The sequence below is a fragment of the Vibrio rumoiensis genome (assembly GCF_002218045.2).
In the GTDB taxonomy this organism is placed as follows: domain Bacteria; phylum Pseudomonadota; class Gammaproteobacteria; order Enterobacterales; family Vibrionaceae; genus Vibrio; species Vibrio rumoiensis.
Genome location: NZ_AP018686.1, coordinates 233436 through 251144, shown reverse-complemented (window position 1 = coordinate 251144; position 17709 = coordinate 233436). Strand labels below are relative to the sequence as shown.

The 17709-nt window shown below is 40.9% G+C and carries 14 protein-coding genes and 4 pseudogenes; 6 read left to right on the top strand and 12 right to left on the bottom strand.

The window, feature by feature from the left end; genetic code table 11:
• Positions 1-29: 29 nt before the first annotated feature.
• Positions 30-1529, top strand: a complete 1500-nt coding sequence (locus VRUMOI_RS13640) for a UxaA family hydrolase (RefSeq protein ID WP_110410680.1) — start codon at positions 30-32, stop codon at positions 1527-1529.
• Positions 1530-1583: 54 nt separating this feature from the next.
• Here VRUMOI_RS13640 and VRUMOI_RS13635 read toward each other — a convergent pair.
• Positions 1584-3151 (bottom strand): IS3 family transposase gene (locus VRUMOI_RS13635; protein WP_110410679.1). Its coding sequence is split into 2 segments (ribosomal slippage): positions 1584-2698 and positions 2698-3151, totalling 1569 coding nucleotides; the frame shifts between segments, so codons are not numbered across the junction.
• 193 nt (positions 3152-3344) lie between these two features.
• Between VRUMOI_RS13635 and VRUMOI_RS19255 the strand changes: the two genes are divergently transcribed.
• On the top strand, positions 3345-3488 hold the full coding sequence (locus VRUMOI_RS19255; protein ID WP_162598408.1) for a hypothetical protein: 144 nt from the start codon (positions 3345-3347) through the stop codon (positions 3486-3488).
• Positions 3489-3583: 95 nt separating this feature from the next.
• Here VRUMOI_RS19255 and VRUMOI_RS13630 read toward each other — a convergent pair whose 3' ends face one another.
• Positions 3584-4990: an EmmdR/YeeO family multidrug/toxin efflux MATE transporter gene (locus tag VRUMOI_RS13630; RefSeq protein WP_110410678.1), complete on the bottom strand. Its 1407-nt coding sequence runs from the start codon at positions 4988-4990 to the stop codon at positions 3584-3586.
• Between the two features lie 4 nt (positions 4991-4994).
• Positions 4995-6467: a pectate lyase gene (locus VRUMOI_RS13625; RefSeq protein ID WP_231897551.1), complete on the bottom strand. Its 1473-nt coding sequence runs from the start codon at positions 6465-6467 to the stop codon at positions 4995-4997.
• Positions 6468-6507: 40 nt separating this feature from the next.
• Here VRUMOI_RS13625 and VRUMOI_RS13620 point away from each other — a divergent pair.
• A pseudogene (locus VRUMOI_RS13620) lies at positions 6508-7296 on the top strand (IS3 family transposase); the annotation flags it as partial.
• A 38-nt stretch (positions 7297-7334) separates the two neighbouring features.
• On the opposite strand, the pseudogene tssF reads toward VRUMOI_RS13620, so the two are convergent.
• The 4 genes and pseudogenes from tssF to VRUMOI_RS13600 all read right to left on the bottom strand — a co-directional run.
• Positions 7335-8576, bottom strand: a pseudogene (tssF, locus tag VRUMOI_RS13615) (type VI secretion system baseplate subunit TssF); the annotation flags it as partial.
• Positions 8577-8578: 2 nt separating this feature from the next.
• Positions 8579-9016 carry a type VI secretion system baseplate subunit TssE gene (gene tssE, locus VRUMOI_RS13610; protein ID WP_110410675.1) on the bottom strand — a complete coding sequence of 146 codons (438 nt, stop codon included), beginning with the start codon at positions 9014-9016 and terminating at the stop codon, positions 8579-8581.
• Positions 9017-9018: 2 nt separating this feature from the next.
• Positions 9019-10494, bottom strand: a complete 1476-nt coding sequence (gene tssC, locus VRUMOI_RS13605; protein WP_162598407.1) for a type VI secretion system contractile sheath large subunit — start codon at positions 10492-10494, stop codon at positions 9019-9021.
• Positions 10495-10528: 34 nt separating this feature from the next.
• A pseudogene (locus tag VRUMOI_RS13600) lies at positions 10529-10756 on the bottom strand (type VI secretion system contractile sheath small subunit); the annotation flags it as partial.
• Positions 10757-10863: 107 nt separating this feature from the next.
• On the opposite strand from VRUMOI_RS13600, the gene VRUMOI_RS13595 reads away from it, so the two are divergent.
• Positions 10864-11811: an IS30 family transposase gene (locus VRUMOI_RS13595; protein ID WP_110410617.1), complete on the top strand. Its 948-nt coding sequence runs from the start codon at positions 10864-10866 to the stop codon at positions 11809-11811.
• A 28-nt stretch (positions 11812-11839) separates the two neighbouring features.
• On the opposite strand, the pseudogene VRUMOI_RS13590 reads toward VRUMOI_RS13595, so the two are convergent.
• From VRUMOI_RS13590 to thrS, 5 genes and pseudogenes are all read right to left on the bottom strand, one after another.
• Positions 11840-12121, bottom strand: a pseudogene (locus VRUMOI_RS13590) (type VI secretion system contractile sheath small subunit); the annotation flags it as partial.
• Between the two features lie 684 nt (positions 12122-12805).
• Positions 12806-13159, bottom strand: a complete 354-nt coding sequence (gene rplT / locus VRUMOI_RS13585; RefSeq protein ID WP_089138143.1) for a 50S ribosomal protein L20 — start codon at positions 13157-13159, stop codon at positions 12806-12808.
• 36 nt (positions 13160-13195) lie between these two features.
• On the bottom strand, positions 13196-13390 hold the full coding sequence (gene rpmI, locus VRUMOI_RS13580; RefSeq protein ID WP_089138142.1) for a 50S ribosomal protein L35: 195 nt from the start codon (positions 13388-13390) through the stop codon (positions 13196-13198).
• 173 nt (positions 13391-13563) lie between these two features.
• Entirely contained in the window at positions 13564-14115 is a 552-nt protein-coding gene (gene infC / locus VRUMOI_RS13575; protein WP_089138141.1) for a translation initiation factor IF-3, read from the bottom strand.
• 3 nt (positions 14116-14118) lie between these two features.
• Positions 14119-16044, bottom strand: coding sequence for a threonine--tRNA ligase (gene thrS, locus VRUMOI_RS13570; RefSeq protein ID WP_089138140.1), 1926 nt, complete (start codon positions 16042-16044; stop codon positions 14119-14121).
• Positions 16045-16530: 486 nt separating this feature from the next.
• Here thrS and VRUMOI_RS13565 point away from each other — a divergent pair, with 486 nt between their 5' ends.
• Both VRUMOI_RS13565 and VRUMOI_RS13560 read left to right on the top strand, forming a co-directional pair.
• Positions 16531-16836, top strand: coding sequence for a hypothetical protein (locus tag VRUMOI_RS13565; protein ID WP_089138139.1), 306 nt, complete (start codon positions 16531-16533; stop codon positions 16834-16836).
• 120 nt (positions 16837-16956) lie between these two features.
• A complete protein-coding gene (locus VRUMOI_RS13560; protein WP_089138138.1) occupies positions 16957-17676 on the top strand; it encodes a DUF3581 domain-containing protein in 720 nt (239 codons plus the stop codon).
• Positions 17677-17709 lie beyond the last annotated feature (33 nt).

Sequence of the window (17709 nt, the reverse complement as noted above, 5' to 3'; positions counted from 1 at the left end):
AAATTCTCTGGCATCGATTGGAGAGCCAGATGAAAAAATGGATTCGTATTCACCCCAAAGACAATGTCGTGATAGCGCTGGTTGATCTAAAAAAAGGCTCGACGATTAAGATCACCAACAAGCTTTTGATTACTCTTCAAGAAGACATTACTAAAGGTCATAAAATTGCGTTAGACGATATGACGACCGGTGATTTGTTATGGAAATACGGGGAATCTTTTGGTCATGCGACGGCTGATATTCCGCAAGGTAGTTGGATTCATAGCCATAACAGCAAAACTAACTTATCCGATAAATTAGCTTACCAATACCAGCCTAAAGCCTTTACATCTGACGAGACTCCGAACCTTGAGCAAACCGAAGTCAGTATTTATCGTCGCGGAAATGGCGAAGTCGGAATTCGTAATGAGCTATGGGTGATCCCCACGGTTGGCTGTGTTAACGGCATCGCCCAGACTATGGTGAACCAATTTATAGCCAGCAACCCTCAACTAGAGATTGATGGCGTCTACGTATTCCCACACCAATTTGGTTGCTCTCAATTGGGCGATGACCACATTACAACTCGTAATTTATTACAAAGCATCGCCAAACATCCTAATGCCGGTGGCGTACTTATTTTAGGTTTGGGCTGTGAAAACAACCAAGTCCCTACCTTTATGCAAGGCTTGGGAGATTACGATCCAAATAGAATTAAATGCCTGATCTCGCAATCTGTCGATGATGAAATTCTCGCAGGAAGAAGCTTATTAGAAGATCTCTATGAAACAATGCGACACGATAAACGAAAACCGGGTACGTTATCCGAAATTCATTTTGGCCTTGAGTGCGGCGGGAGTGATGGATTATCAGGGATCACCGCCAACCCACTACTCGGTAAGTTTTCAGATTATGTCATCGCCCAAGGCGGAACGACAGTACTCACCGAAGTGCCCGAAATGTTCGGTGCAGAAACCTTATTAATGCAACGCGCAACCACTCATAATGTGTTTGATAAAATCGTTAACATGATTAATAACTTTAAAGATTATTACACCAAACACGATTTACCGATTTACGAAAACCCCTCTCCCGGCAATAAGGCTGGAGGCATTACTACCTTAGAAGATAAGTCTCTAGGTTGTACTCAAAAGTCAGGCACGAGTCCGGTCGTCGATGTACTCGATTACACGCAAAAAATCACTATTCCCGGTTTAAACTTATTGAACGCACCCGGAAATGATGCCATCGCCACCAGCGCACTTGCCGCTTCAGGCTGTCACATGGTGTTATTTTCAACCGGTAGAGGAACACCTTATGGTGGGTTTGTTCCAACAATGAAGATCGCGACCAATTCAGAGCTCGCTGATAAGAAAAAACACTGGATAGATTTTAATGCTGGGAAACTAGTCTCTGAGGACATTTCGATGGATCAATTACTAAAAGAATTCATTAAAACCACCGTTGCTATCGTCAATGGTGAAAAAAGTAAAAATGAAATCAATCAAATTAGAGAAATCGCCATCTGGAAAAGTGGAGTGACATTGTAACTATATAGAGTGGAGTTATCGGTAGATTTCAAGGTAGTTGACCAGATTTTCTAATTATGCGGCTCTTTTTTGACCGCCATGTTCATTATTGTCTGCGCTTTTGGGGTTGAGTGTTACCGAACCAACGGGTGACCAGTCGCGAGTCTCCCTTGCCCAACGTTCAGGATGCTTGGCTTTCGCCTGCTGATACACAGTATGTCGCTTCGCCAGCACTGTTGTATCTAAGTTTCTGTGTCTTTCTGCTGGAGTGACGAACTTAATCGCACTGTGGTGATGCTCGTTGTTGTACCAGTTTACAAAATTCAGTATCCATTCACGTGCGTCTGCCAGCGTTTCGAAGCCATGCTCCGGATAGTTAGGCCGGTACTTGGCTGTACGGAACAATGACTCTGAATAGGCATTGTCATTACTCACGCCCGGACGATTGAAGGACGTTCGGATGCCCATTTCATCAAGCTTTGCACGCAAGGTGAGTGACCTCATGCGAGCCCCGTTGTCAGAATGTAAATAATGAGGCTTCACGAAACAGCGTTCACTGAAGGTGGCTCGCTCAATCAGCTGAGAAGCAAGCGTTCCGCATTCGCAGTCATGGACTTCCCAACCCACAATTTTGCGACTGTAGATATCAATGACCATATAAAGGTACCAGTACAGACCACGAACCTTCGCGGGCAGATAACTGATATCCCAAGTCCAGATCTCATTGGGCTTTGTCGCCACATGAGAAGCGGGCTCCGTCGTAGGCTGTGGCGGTTTCGTCCGTCCTCGATGATGCAGTTGGTCGTTATCTTTCAGCACACGATATATGCTTGACTCGCTGGCGATATATTCTCCCTGATCGGCCAGTTTTGGCACGATTTGACTGGGGGGTAAGTTGGCATAGTCGGCCTCATTGCAGACATTCAAAATATGCTGACGCTCTTTCTCTGACAGCTTGTTTTTGGGCTCTGGTCTGATAGCCAGACGACGAAGATCGGGCAACACATGACCCTGTGACGTACGCCAGCGGCGCAAGGTTCGCTGTGGAACTTGCATGAGGTCTGCAGCCTTGTACTGAGGCGCGCCATTAGCAACCGCTTCATCAAAAAGCGCCAGTAATGTCTCGCGCATATCGAGAGGAGTCAGTCCTCCTCGCTGTCGCTCCCATACAAGGCCTTGAGCTTTTTTGACAGCACCAATAGCGCCGCCGTTTCTGCCAGGGCTTTGTCTTTACGATGCAGCTCTGCTTCCAATTTTCGGATACGCTTTTTATTCGCTCTACGCTCTGTCTGCTCTGCTTTCTTAGATTGCTCTGCTTGACCCGCACCGCTGATACAAGCGAGTTTCCACGCTTTAACTTGTTCAGGGTACAAACCTTTCTGGCGACAATACTGGCTAAGCTCAGTTTCTGACAAACTGGCGGTTTCGATGACGGTGGCGAACTTGGCTTCAGCTGACCAATGTTCAGAATTTTTTTGATTACCTGGCACAGGTTTACCTTCGGAGCGGAGTTTATTACGCCAATTGTATAACGTTGCTTCGCTGATGTAATCCTCCGCAGCAACTTCTGGAATGGTTTTGTTATGCGGTGGCAGTAGCTTCTTCAAGATGGCAGCTTTTCTTTCTTCGGAATATCTCGGCATAGTGTCCTTCGTTAGCCCTCCATTGCTGGATTTTTGGGCGTTCTAAGATCTGGACAACTATCCTGACACCGGGGGTTATATTGCTGCCATTATATTGAATCGGTATTAATATAAAAAAGTGTTTCAAAAAACTTGATCTCAGTCATGTTTACTGGTTTAATTGTGACCAGTATCACATAAAACTGAGGTTACAATGAACACTATTACTGCAAATCAAAGCACTTTTAACAACTCAAAATTAAAAGATGCCGCTGCTACCGCATTGAGCCTATTCTTAATCTACGGTTCTGCTCTAGGCTTTATTGCACTAACATCACTAACTTGGGTTAAGTTTTAATTTAAAAGCTTATTTGCCAAAGCATTAAAAATTCAAAAAGGAGCCTATTGTTGGCTCCTTTTGCTATTTTTATTCCAAGTAAACCCGCTTACATTTTAACGAGAAACATCTCTAAAGTATCGGGCTAGCCATTTCTGATTCAATAATCGCAGAGTGAATAGCGTTCCGCGCACTATCCAATCGCTGAACATCCCTACCCATACCCCATACACACCAAAGCCGAGTAGCACGCCAAATACATATCCGCAGCAAATTCTGAAACCCCACATGCTGAGAATCGCCGTCCACATCGTGAACTTCACATCTTTAGCACCTTTAAATGCAGCAGGAAGAACAAAAGAAGCCGCCCAAACTGGCATCATAATGGCGTTCATATAAAACAGATTCACAACCACATCAATCACCGATTCTTCGGTGGTATAGAGCAAAGCAATGTAATGAATAAATGGTACAAGTAGCAAGGTAGAACAAACCAATAAAATGGTTGAAGTGATGAGAATCAGCACCAACTCTTGCTGTGCCATTCTTGGCCTATTTTGTCCTAGGCGTTTACCCACAATAACCGTGGCTGCCATGCCTAATGTATTACCGGGAATATTGATCATCAAAATGATAGAGAACGCGATAACATTGCCCGCCATCGCTACGGTTCCCATTCCCGCTACCATTAAAATTGTGATCATTTTACCTATGTTGAACATCAAGGATTCAACACTAGCAGGAAAACCAATTCCTAAAATATCGGCAAATACTTTGCGGCTAAACTTAGAAAAATACAGCTTAAATGGGATCACAAAACGAGAGTTTTTGGCTAAATACGCCAGAATAATAAAAGCCCCGACCCAACGCGCTAAAGACACCCCTAAACCGGCTCCAAGTAAACCTAAACCTTGCCAATCACCGACACCGTAGATCAATGGATAACTAAACGCGATATTCAGTAAATTAGTTAAGATATTGACTCGCATCGGTAAACGACTATTACCAACCGCTCTTAATACTCCGCTGCCTGCAAGAGTGATCGCAAGCGCAGGATAACTCAACGCCATTGCGGTAAGGTAAACCTCAGCAAGGTGAATAACCTCAGGCTCTGCGCCATAAGCCACGATCTCAAGTAATGACTTTCCACCGAGCAATACCACAACACAAAAAAGCACACTAATCAGCGCATTTAGAGTAATGGTTTGCCGAGCTTGATCGAGAGCTTGTTCACTATTTCTTCGCCCGTATGATTGAGCAACAATCACTGTTCCGCCCAACTCAATAGCCGCGAGAACCGAATAAATGATGTAAGTGAAACTGTCGCTTATCCCTATCGCGGCGGTTTGAGACTGACCTAAGCGACTGACGAGAATCGTGCTAATGATCCCCATCAATACCACGCATAACAGCTCAATAAATATCGGCCACGCTAGAGGGAATACATCACGAATCAATAAGACCTTGTGACGCTTACGTAGCGTTAGTGGCCAATTTTTAAACAATGAAAAAGTCAGGTTCATTTCACTATTCTATGGTTACCCCATAAATGATGTCGCGATCATATACAGTTTCAATTCGGTCACCTTGGCTCACTTCGCCATGCAAGTAACCACCGTTTGAAATGTGTGTAGGCATGTCGGCATATTGACCTTGATGCGCTGCTTCTAATGCAATAAGAGCAAAAGAAGCTGGATCATCAAAACGAGCAAAACGATGTTGCTCTGATGGTACAAAATACCCACGATGAAATTTCTGCTCTATTATATTCTTACCAATTGAATCTGCGAGTAATAATAATTTATCTTGCCCAGTAAATTCATAGAGATCGAGCAACGCGAATAATAAATATGGAGAGGCGATGGCGGTATCTATATTCACCTCTGTTAACCACATTGTATCAGGAGCAATTAAACCCAGCTCAAAGCGTGCGAACATCGTTGCGGTGAGTTCTCTGATCTCAACATCATCGCTAACAATACAGGCCCTTATTAGAGGCAATAAATACGCGGGGTCTACCGGCTGGCGTTTTAATTCCGTCCCCTTTTTGCCGTAATAACCATCTCGAGGGAAAACGTAACCCGTCATATCGTGGCCATTATTCCACATAGGAACGATGGTATTTCCCATCATATCCCAAGCAAATTTAAAGTAAGCCTTAATACCACTGGTCGCCCAAGCGAGCATTTCTTCATCACCGGTTTGCTTAGCACACTCTAAAATCGCTAACGGATTATCCACCACTACCGGCCAACTATCACGAAATAGCACATTAGCCTCTTTTGCTATCTCACCGAATTCAGATCCAAATTGACGCTTGGCTCGATCTCCAAACCACGAATAGGTCAAATTATCATCATCAGGAATCGGCTCTCTTTGTAACGGTGATGAAAATTGATAGACAGGCATACCGGTTTCTGGATTACGCGCCAGCACAAATTGCTTATAGAGATGCTTGGCCCACATTTCGGCATGTACATCCGTTTGATACTGAGAATAAAATGTTGCAGCGTAAATCAAATCAGTAGAAGCATTAACAAAGGTTAAGCCAACCGTTTCAGGTAGCTGTGGCCAGAGACTAGGGTCAACAACAGGTTTAGGTTGATGATATCTGAAAACATTATCAATCGGTTTGACGCCATATTGACCATGGCGACTTAAATCTAACTTCTGCCAATCCAAAACATGAGCCGCCCAAAAACCGTGTAAAAATTGGGTAGTCTTCTTTGCATCAACTTGATATAGAAATTCATAATAAGGGAAATGATGCTTCAATTCATGAACACGTTCTTTACTGGCTGGACCTTCAATTTCCCCAGTCTGTTGGTTAATAAAACGATGCCCTCCCCAATGAAATAGCCCACTTTCTGAATCGGTATAATTATCGAGAAACTGCTTGGCCATTTTCGTCGCGGTGTTTTTCCAATGAGCATTCTCCGTGACGACAGATAAACTAACCAAAGTGCGTAATATATTCTGTTGGCTAGCAAAATTACTCATCACTGCTTTTGTACCATCAGGATAATTCCAATAGACGGGTTTATCGGTGAGTCAAATCGTCCCAACCTTGCTGGATAAAGGTGAATATATCGCATCAGAATCGAGTTTTTATCGGGTTTTGAAAGCAGAAGGTCAACTCAACCATCGAGGTCGCCAACGTAGTCGGAAAAAATCATCGAGACCAACAAGTTACACCGCTACAGGGCCAAATCAGGTTTTCACTTGGGATATTACGTACATGCCGTCAGGGGTTCGTGGTCAGCATTATTATCTGTACATGATCGAAGATATTTATAGCCGAAAAATCGTTGGGTATGACGTCTATGACCGAGAGTGCGGAGAGTTGGCAGCTCAGTTACTGCAACGAACCTTGATGCGAGAGCAATGCTTCAATCAGTCTCTGGTTCTGCATTCCGATAATGGCGCTCCAATGAAATCATTGACGTTCAAAGCTAAGATGGAAGAACTGGGCATTATCTCGTCCTACAGTCGCCCACGAGTCAGCGATGACAATCCGTATGTGGAATCCTTATTCCGCACATTGAAATATGTGCCGAATTGGCCATCAAAAGGTTTTATTGATCTAGACGTATGTCGAGCTTGGGTAGCTGAATTCGTTGTCTGGTATAACACCGAACACAAACATAGTCGCTTAAACTTTGTCACACCATCAGAGCGCCATAGTGGAAAAGACAAGCAAATCTTGGAACGTCGAGCAAAGGTGTTGATGGAACATCGCCAGAAAAGACCAGAACGCTGGTCAGGGAAAATCAGGAACTGTGAGCCGATCGGAGAAGTTCATCTGAACCCAGAAAAAGAAGCTGCTTGATAATTAAGCAAGTAGTGACAACTACCTTGAAAAACGCCGGTACAAGTCAGCTTTATCGATACTGTTTCATCAAAATTAATGACTTGTTGCTCATCACTACGAACAAAAGATAACCAATTATCAAAACCATCATTACGCAGACTATCTCTTACCCTTACTCGGTAATAATTTGCAGAGCGATGATTGGCACGTTCGATTTCATGCTGAAAGCTTTCAAACGCCGAATACTTTCGTCTCTGACCACGGACTCGACTCAAATCTTTGTCTTTTGTTTCTAACCACCCATAAACTTCGTTGACGCTAAAAACTTCGTAATGAGAAGACAGTCGGCTTGAGGGTGAAATTTTATACTCAGTAGATTTACCGGTTAAATCAATGGGATCAGAATCATGTTCAAATAAGTTGATAGCCGGTGTGCAATACAATTGAAAATGTTCATTGGTTACTCTGACATCTGCCGGTAGAGTTTTTGAGAAAGCAATTTTTAGTGTAAAACCGTCTGTAATGGATTTCGGTAATGCTTTATCTAACTGCTTCAAGTCAAAAAAATAAAATGACTCTTGGAATGTTAAATATTCTTGTAAAATACGGTAGCCTGAATACACATTCTTTGGATATGGCAGTAAACCATCCACTTCAGAAAAACCAACCACTTGTAATGACTGTAACGTAATAGCGAAGTCGACACCTTTTACTTCCACAGTGATAGATTCAAGATAATGGTTTAACCACAAGTAAATCATTTGAGAGCTATACTGATCCGCTCCCAAGAAAAATCTTATATCGGTTAAATTAATATCGCCTAAACACATCGCACCTTCGAGCTGGAAATCAATATCAATCGTTGTCGCTTTACGAGTATGGTGAGGGATGACTTTATCAACCGTCATCGGATAAATTTTAAAATCTCGACAAGTTTTGAATTGGCATTGCGTACCCTGCACTTCCCGGCTATTAATCTCAGTATTCGCTGGGATTATCTGGCCATCGGTTAAGTTTTTTTCAGGACGAAATTTAATGATAGACATGCTTGGAATTGGCCTTAAATAGTTAGGCCAAAGCATATTAATAATGGAGTGCGTAAATTCAGGAAAATCATCTTCCACTTTTTCACGCAAACGGGCAGTGAGAAAAGCAAACCCTTCTAATAATCGCTCAACATCAGGGTCGGTATTATTACCATGTAGAAAGCGAGATAATTGAGGATATATGTCGGTAAAATTTTTACCTTGCTCTTTTAAAAACGTGAGCTCTTCCCGAAAATATTTATCATGAGCCATGGTTAAAATACTCTGTATTTTTTATTTTGATCTAACATTAAATCCAGTTTCACTTTCTTATGAATGGCGTCATGATCCAGCTCAGCCAAAATCTGAAAACGTAATGCTAAGGCATCAAAACGATCAAATGATGCATATACCGAAATATTCTTTGACCTTGGTTCGTAACTATCTAAACATTTCTTAATCGCTAACCGAATGGTCATAGACAGGTCTGCCACTTCTAAGGTTGCATCATTAAAATCAATTAGCCCTAGGCTGGGGCTACTTTGAGAGTCCCCCATCCTAGTGTTTAAAATATTTGAGATATTGTTTCGAATAGAATTAAGCACATCACTTAGCACAGGCGCTTGGATGATATTCAAAGGCTTAGCATCAGCTTCCAAACGTTCAAGGAAGCTGATACCAAACGCACTTTCTTCTGGTGCTATATAGGCCATTTTTAAGCTTGATCCAAACGACCAACTAGAGATAGCTCAAAGCTAGCGCCCATATACTTGAAGTGAGGACGTACAGACATCGAAACTTGATACCAGCCTGGATTTCCTTCTACATCTGACACTTCAATTTTTGCAGCACGTAACGGGCGACGACTACGGACATCTGCCGGTGGGTTTTCTTGATCGGCAACGTATTGCTTAATCCAGCCATTAAGTTCACGCTCTAGATCTTGTCGTTCCTTCCATGAGCCAATCTGTTCACGTTGTAACACTTTAATATAATGAGCCAATCGGTTGATGATCATCATATAAGGCAGCTGTGTCCCTAACTTATAGTTCGTTTCAGCTTCTTTCCCTTCTTTGGTATTTGGGAAAACTTTAGGTTTTTGAATCGAGTTGGCAGAGAAGAAAGTAGCATTATCACTTCCTTTTCTCATGGTTAGAGAAATGAATCCTTCTTCCGCTAATTCAAACTCTTTGCGGTCTGTCACCAACACTTCTGTTGGAATTTTGGCTTGCAAAGCCCCCATTGATTCATACACATGGACAGGAAGATCTTCAACCGCACCACCACTTTGAGGCCCAATAACATTCGGACACCAACGATATTTCGCAAAACTATCGGTTAGACGACTAGCAAAGGCAAATGCCGTGTTACCCCATAAATAGTGATCATGGGATGCAGTAACACTTTCTTTATAATTAAAAGATTTAATCGGATTTTCTGTTGGATCGTAAGGCACACGTAATAAGAATCTTGGCGCTGTCAGACCAATATAACGGGCGTCTTCTGAATCTCGTAATGATCGCCATTTAGTATATTTAGGACTTTCAAAAATAGATTTTAAATCTTTCAGATTAGGCAACTCTTCAAATGAATCAATACCGAAAAACTCGGGACCCACACTTGAAATGAATGGCGCATGAGACATCGCACCAATAGAAGCCATATATTGCAATAGACGCATATCTGGTGTTGATGGCGTAAATGCAAAATTACCAATAATCGTCCCTGTTGGTTCACCACCAAATTGACCATAACCTGATGAGTAGACGTGCTTATACAAACCTGATTGCGTTGTTTCAGGCGAAAACTCAAAATCTTCTAATAATTCTTCTTTGGTGGCGTGTAATAGATCGATTTTGTTGTTTTCTCTGAAATCAGTACGATCAACTAAAAGTTTTAGACCTTTCCATGATGATTCCATTTGCTGAAATGCATTATCATGAAGAATTTCATCCATCTGAGCACTGATTTTACGATCTAATTCAACCAACATCTGGTCAACGAGAGATTTATTTACCGGTTCTTCAGTACGATCAGCATTGACCAGATTTTCAATGAATGCAGCAATGCCCTTCTTAGCGATATCATAACCTTCTTCATTTGGGGCAATACGAGTTTGAGCCATTACTTCATCAAGTAAACTACTGCGCTCTAACGTTGCATTATCAAGAGCTTTCTCAAGTGTAGACATAATTTATTCCTAACTAAGTTGCTTAAGTAATGTATTAACTTTCTTTATTAGAACTATCAACGAGCTCTAATTCTGAAAGTAAGCGATTTCGATCTTCTTCAGATCCAAGCAACTCTTGCATACGTTCACGGAATGCAGGAATGTTTCCTAAAGGCCCTTTTAATGCGACGAGCGCTTCACGTAATTCAATCAATTTTTTTACTTCAGGCACCTGAGCTGCAACTGAATCAGGAGAGAAATCCTCAAGTGATTTAAAGTTAAGACTCCTGATTTCAGATAATAACTGCGACATTCATGGAATGGTGTAGAAGAGGAAACCAACTGCTGAAAGTGGTACGCTCTTCTCGCCAAAGAAACAAGCGGACTACCATGAATTATCAGCAGTTGACCGAGGGAAGACGATACCAGATTTCTGCCCTTTTAGAACAGGGAATTTCAATTTCTGAAATTGCCAAAACCGTAAAATGTCACCGCTCAACTCTCTATAGAGAGTTGAGACGATGCGGTACAAAAGAACAATATTCACCAGATACAGCCCAGCAACTATCTAGGGCAAAGCGATTAAACGCATCTAAGTATCGAGTACCGCAACAACGTGTCGAATTTATTGAGTTTTTAATAACGCAAGACTGGAGTCCAGAGCAAATATCTCACGTTCTTACTCGTATTGGAGAAAAAGTCAGTCATGAATGGATTTACCGTTTTATTGCCTGCAATAAACGGCAAGGCGGTAAACTGTTTCGTCATTTACGCCAAGGTCATAAACGCTATAGAAGAGGCAAGAAAGATAAAGCTCCCGCAATAAAAAATGCCATTTCAATAGATGAAAGACCCAAAGATGTCGATAATCGTACACGTTTTGGTGATTGGGAAATTGATACAGTTCTTGGTAAACATGGTACGGGCGCTATTGTCACAATCTTAGAGCGAGCCACACGGTTTTATTTAGTAAAAAAAGTGCCTTCAAAATCAGCAGAAGATGTGACCAGAGCGACGATAGACTTATTACGGCCATACAAACGATTTGTTCATACTATAACGGCCGATAATGGCAGAGAATTTGCGGGTCATATGGAAGTAGCACAAGCCTTAGAAACCGATGTGTATTTTGCTCACCCTTATAGTTCTTGGGAGCGCGGTGCTAATGAAAATGCTAATGGCCTGTTGAGACAATATATCAAGAAAGGAACAGATTTACGGTCGGTGAGTGATGATGAAGTTGAGCGAGCCCAACTTCGGATAAATTATCGTCCAAAGAAGTGTTTAGGGTTCAAGCAACCAGCCGTCATTTTTAGCAAAATGATGTTGGCTGCTTGAAATTACAAATGTCGCAGTTCGGAGTTGAATTTGGGCTTATGGATAAATCACTTCCTTTTTCATCAGATAATTTATTTGCTACAGAAGTATTGATATTAAGATTGCTTTCTCTCATTACCGATTGAAAATTATCTTTATCAATTGAAGTCGCTTTTCTTTCTTCGATGGAAGTTTCTTCGGTGTGACCTTTAAAATCCCCGACCACTAAAGTTTTAAACGGTAGTTCTACTTCAGATTGTGCATCTCCAGTAGCCGGTATGTATTTAATATTAATACGCTCTTTAGGAGCGACGCTTCCTTCCTTTGACATAATAGCCTCTATTTATATTTAAATATCTAAAATTAAAACCATTGAATATTAGAACTGAATGGAACACTTAATAACGGCCCCGAAAAACAGCCATCATTATGTATTATTTTAGTCAGTATAAATAAAAAACATAAAACTTTGAGAACCAAATCAAAAATCGAATTGTTCTTTATGAAAACTTTATATTTTTTGATAAACACCAAGAATAAGCTATTAAAAACAAAGAAAAAACCTACAAAATGAATGGAAATTTAATGTTTGGAAATAAAATAAATACGGACGCAATAAACCTATATTTATATATTCATTAAATTCACAAACATTAATCTAACAGAAAAGATAAGCCAGAAAATTCCTACTAAAGAAAGACGGTAATTTAAGAATATAATATGATGAGTAATTTATTTTTATTAAACTATTACTTAAAAATAGATGGAGATAAGCGAAAAGTGAAATTAACCATGGAATAAATTTGTGGAAGTTAGAGCGTTGGGAGGACATTGAATAGAGAGGCTAATTAAAACGACCCAATCTCATTCAACACCCAGTTCGTCCCTCTAAAGTGAGAGTGATGAGGTTTAGAGTTAAAGAATATCCCATACACTTAAGTAGAAATGATTAAAATATAGATACAAAAAAAGAGAGCCTAAGCTCTCTTTTTCTTAATCTTAAAACTGATTCTAATTAAAGAGCAGCTTTTGCTTTTTCAACTAGTACTGCGAAAGCAGCTTTGTCGAATACAGCGATATCAGCAAGGATCTTACGATCGATCTCGATAGATGCTTTCTTAAGACCGTTGATGAAACGGCTGTAAGATAGACCATTTTGACGAGATGCAGCGTTAATACGAGCGATCCATAGTTGACGGAACGTACGCTTTTTATTGCGACGGTCACGGTATGCGTATTGACCAGCTTTTGTAACTGCTTGGAAAGCTACGCGGTAAACACGTGAACGTGCTCCGTAGTAACCTTTAGCTTGCTTTAGAACTTTCTTATGACGTGCACGAGCTTGTACACCACGTTTTACGCGAGGCATTATGCTTCTCCTAAACTATTAAATAAACTAAAAAAATTAAGCGTATGGAAGCATACGAACAACACCAGCCACTTCACATTTAGGAAGGATTGAGTTTGGACGAAGCTGACGCTTGTTTTTAGTAGTACGTTTAGTCAGGATGTGACGTTTAGTTGCGTGCTTGAATTTAAAGCCGCCACCAGTTTTTTTGAAACGCTTCGCAGCGCCTCGGTTTGTTTTCATCTTAGGCATGATGAATAACTCCGCATTGTATGTATTAATCGTTCTACGTGCTAAATAAATAGCTTTAAAAACGCAGTGTTAATAAACATATCGGTTAATAATATGTAATTAGGGCGAATAAAACCCCGTCAATCACTGCATGACAGCGAATGACGAGGCAGTATTACTTGTAAGGCCGTTAATTACTTCTTTTTAGGGGCTAGCATCATGATCATTTGACGACCTTCTATACGCGTTGGGAAAGATTCAACCACTGCTAACTCTTCAGTGTCGGCTTTCAAACGGTTTAGAACGTCAACGCCAATTTCTTGATGCGCCATTTCACGACCACGGAAGCGAATAGTTACTTTCACTTTGTTGCCGTCTTCAAGGAAACCAGTCAGGTTGCGTAGTTTTACCTGATAGTCTCCAATATCAGTCCCAGGACGGAATTTAATTTCCTTAATCTGGATCTGTTTTTGCTTCTTCTTCTGCTCTTTAGCAGCTTTGCTCTTCTCAAAGAGGAATTTACCATAGTCCATGACACGACAGACTGGTGGTTCAGCGTTTGGACTGATTTCTACCAGATCCATACCAGCTTCAACAGCTGCTTCTAGGGCATCTTCAATTGAAACGACACCAACAGCTTCGCCGTCTGCACCTGTTAAGCGTACTTCTTTAACGCCGCGAATTTCATCGTTTAAACGATGCTGGTTTTGCTTGGCCGGTTGTTGGCCTTTTCTTCCGCCTTTAATAGGTTATTCCTCCAGATTGAGCTTACGGCTTGAAACATCGGCTTGAAGATAAGAAATAAAATCTTCAACTTTGAATTTACCGAGGTCCTTGCCTTTACGTGTACGTACTGCTATTTCGCCAGCTTCCATTTCTTGGTCACCACAAACGAGCATATAAGGCACACGCTTTAAAGTATGTTCGCGGATTTTAAAGCCAATCTTCTCATTTCTCAAGTCCGCTTTTACTTTAAAGCCAGATTTTTGCAATTTTTGTGCAACTTGTTGCACATAATCCGCTTGTTTATCGGTGATTCCGGTAATAACCGCTTGCTCCGGTGCCAACCAAGTTGGGAAGAAGCCAGCATATTCTTCAATCAAAATACCAATAAAGCGCTCGAGTGAACCTAAAATTGCACGGTGAATCATAACGGGAACTAAACGTTCGTTGCTTTCACCAACATAAGTTGCACCTAAACGGCCTGGTAAATTGAAATCAAGCTGAACCGTACCACATTGCCATGCTCGGTCTAAGCAATCGTATAGTGTAAATTCGATCTTAGGGCCATAGAATGCGCCTTCACCTTCTTGAATCTCATATGGAATATCCATCGATTCTAATGCTAGTTTCAAATCGCTTTCTGATTTATCCCAAATTTCATCTGACCCTACACGTTGTTCTGGACGAGTCGATAATTTGACAACGATATTTTCAAAACCAAAAGTATTGTAAACATCGTAAACCATCTTGATGCATTGCTTCACTTCATCTTGAATTTGATCTTCTGTACAGAAAATATGGGCATCATCTTGAGTAAAGCCACGAACACGCATAATACCGTGCAGAGCGCCCGAAGGTTCGTTACGGTGACATGAACCAAATTCAGCCATGCGTAATGGAAGATCACGGTAAGACTTCAAACCTTGGTTAAAGATTTGCACATGACCTGGGCAGTTCATTGGTTTAATCGCGTATTCACGGTTTTCAGAAGACGTCGTGAACATCGCATCCGCATATTTATCCCAGTGACCAGAGCGTTCCCACAGTACACGGTCCATCATTAGTGGGCCTTTTACTTCTTGGTAGTCGTATTCTGTCAGTTTTTCACGTACAAACACTTCTAGTTCACGGAAAATAGACCAACCATTGTGATGCCAGAACACCATACCTGGTGCTTCTTGCTGCATATGGAACAAATCTAGGTGTTTACCGATTTTACGGTGATCACGCTTTGCCGCTTCTTCTAAACGAACAAGGTGCTCTTTAAGCTGCTTTTTATCCGCAAAGGCTGTGCCGTAGATACGTTGCAGCATTTTGTTATCGCTATTACCACGCCAATATGCGCCAGCAACATTTAATAATGTGAAATGTTGGCAGAAACTCATATTAGGAACATGTGGACCACGACACATATCAATGTATTCTTCATGATGATAGAGGCCTGGACGATCGTCACGTGCGACATTCTCATCTAAGATTTCAATTTTGTAACTTTCGCCACGTGCTTCAAAAGCATCACGTGCTTCTTGCCAGCTTACTTTCTTCTTAACGACTTGATATTTCGTTTTAGCAAGTTCTTTCATACGCTTTTCAATTGCGTCTAAATCTTCTTGCGTTAAAGAATGCTCAAGATCGATGTCGTAATAGAAACCTTTATCGATCGTTGGACCAATCGCCATTTTTGCTTCAGGGAAAAGTTGCTTAATCGCATGACCTAGCAAGTGAGCACAAGAGTGGCGAATGATTTCTAAACCATCTTCATCTTTAGCAGTGATGATTTCTAAGCTCGCATCATTTTCAATCAGATCACACGCATCAACACGATTACCATCTACACGGCCAGCGATGGTTGCTTTTGCAAGACCAGGGCCGATAGATAGCGCAACATCCATAGTTGAAACAGCGTTGTCGAATTGGCGAGTACTGCCATCAGGAAGAGTAATTACAGGCATGATATATCCTATTTTCAGTGGTGCCACATACCAAGTAGCACATGATAAATTTAAACCTACTTTGAATTCAGAAGGTTACGAATCTTATATATCTTGATTTTCAGTTTTTGGTACTTAATTGGGTACTTGTTAATTTGAACAGAAAAGCAAGACAGGTCATTTTAAAGAAATCTTATGAAATTGAAAGATTTCAAAACAAAATAATAATCTTTATTCCATCGATAACGAGAAGAAAAATTTGACCTAAAATCCTCCTGCTTCCGTCAAATGATGCCTTTCTCTTTGTTTTATAATACTTTCATAACAATCACTATTGGTACTACCACTAAGATCACAATCAACTAAAAATCAAACACTTAATTTAACTGTAAACATAACTGGAGAAGCCTCAATTCCTTAGCTAAAGTAATAATAAAAGGTAAGTCAGTAAATCATTTGCCGTAGGCGCTAAAAATGAGAACAAATTAAACGGCGAGGAATTGCATAATGGTCAGCGCAAAAGATTTTGCCACATGGCTTAAAGATAAATTTATCAACGAAACTCAAGGAGTGACGCTGACAAGACGTGATATAAACCAACTGACCGGGCGTCAAAGCTTTGGCCTTGGATTTGTGCATGATACTCACTATGAACTAATGCAATACGGCATTGCCTTTGTCACTGACACCGCTCGAGAAAACTTTTTTTTAATTCCCGTGAATGATTGTAAACATTGGCGTTCCGCACTTGAAAGCCAGTTTGAAAAAGAACTTTATTGCAACATTTATCCTATCGAACGCTCATCAGGTTAAGTTTTTAAATACCAAATTCTGTACGTTAAGGTACAAATTTCAGTTTTTTTTCACTGGACTGACCAATTATGAACGATTGTCATATATAATCTCGGCTGTTTTTTTTATTAGTAGCGAATTATGTTTCTAACATCTTATTTCTCAACTCAAGATAACGCTTTCCAATTTACTCGTCAGCAAGCGAGTCATTTCGCCAAAAAAGTAGCGGGTGACTTTAACCCTATTCATGATGAAGACAGTAAACGTTTCTGTGTTCCGGGCGATCTTTTATTTGCCGTGCTGTTGCAACAAGAAGGCATCAGTCAAAAAATGAGCTTTCGCTTTTCAGGCATGGTTTCTGATGGTGTTGCTTTACATATCGAAGAGAAAGGGCCTCAAGACAGTGCTTTAGTTGATGAAAATGGTAAAGAATACCTACTCATGCATCACGAAGGTCAAAAAAGCCAAGATCAAAATTTCATTGAACATGTTGTCACAAACTATGTTCAATTTTCTGGCATGAATTTCCCACACATCATGGTTCCTTTAATGGAAGAGCAACAAATGATGATTAATACTCAACGCCCTCTCGTGATCTACGAAAGCATGGATGTTGAGTTCTGCCGTTTAGATCTTTCACACCCAGAAGTCGATTTTACTGGTGCAACATTCGATGTAACAGGCAAACGTGGCGTAGTCACTTTAAACTTTGATTTTAAAGAGAATGGCGAAGTCGTAGGCAAAGGCGTGAAAAAGATGGTTGCAAGTGGTTTAAGACCTTATCAACAAGAAGATATTGATGAGTTTGTTGCTCGCTTTAACGCGTGTAAAGCTGCTTTTACCGCTGAACATAATGGCTAATCAGTTCAGCTATTAGCGACAAATAAACATAAA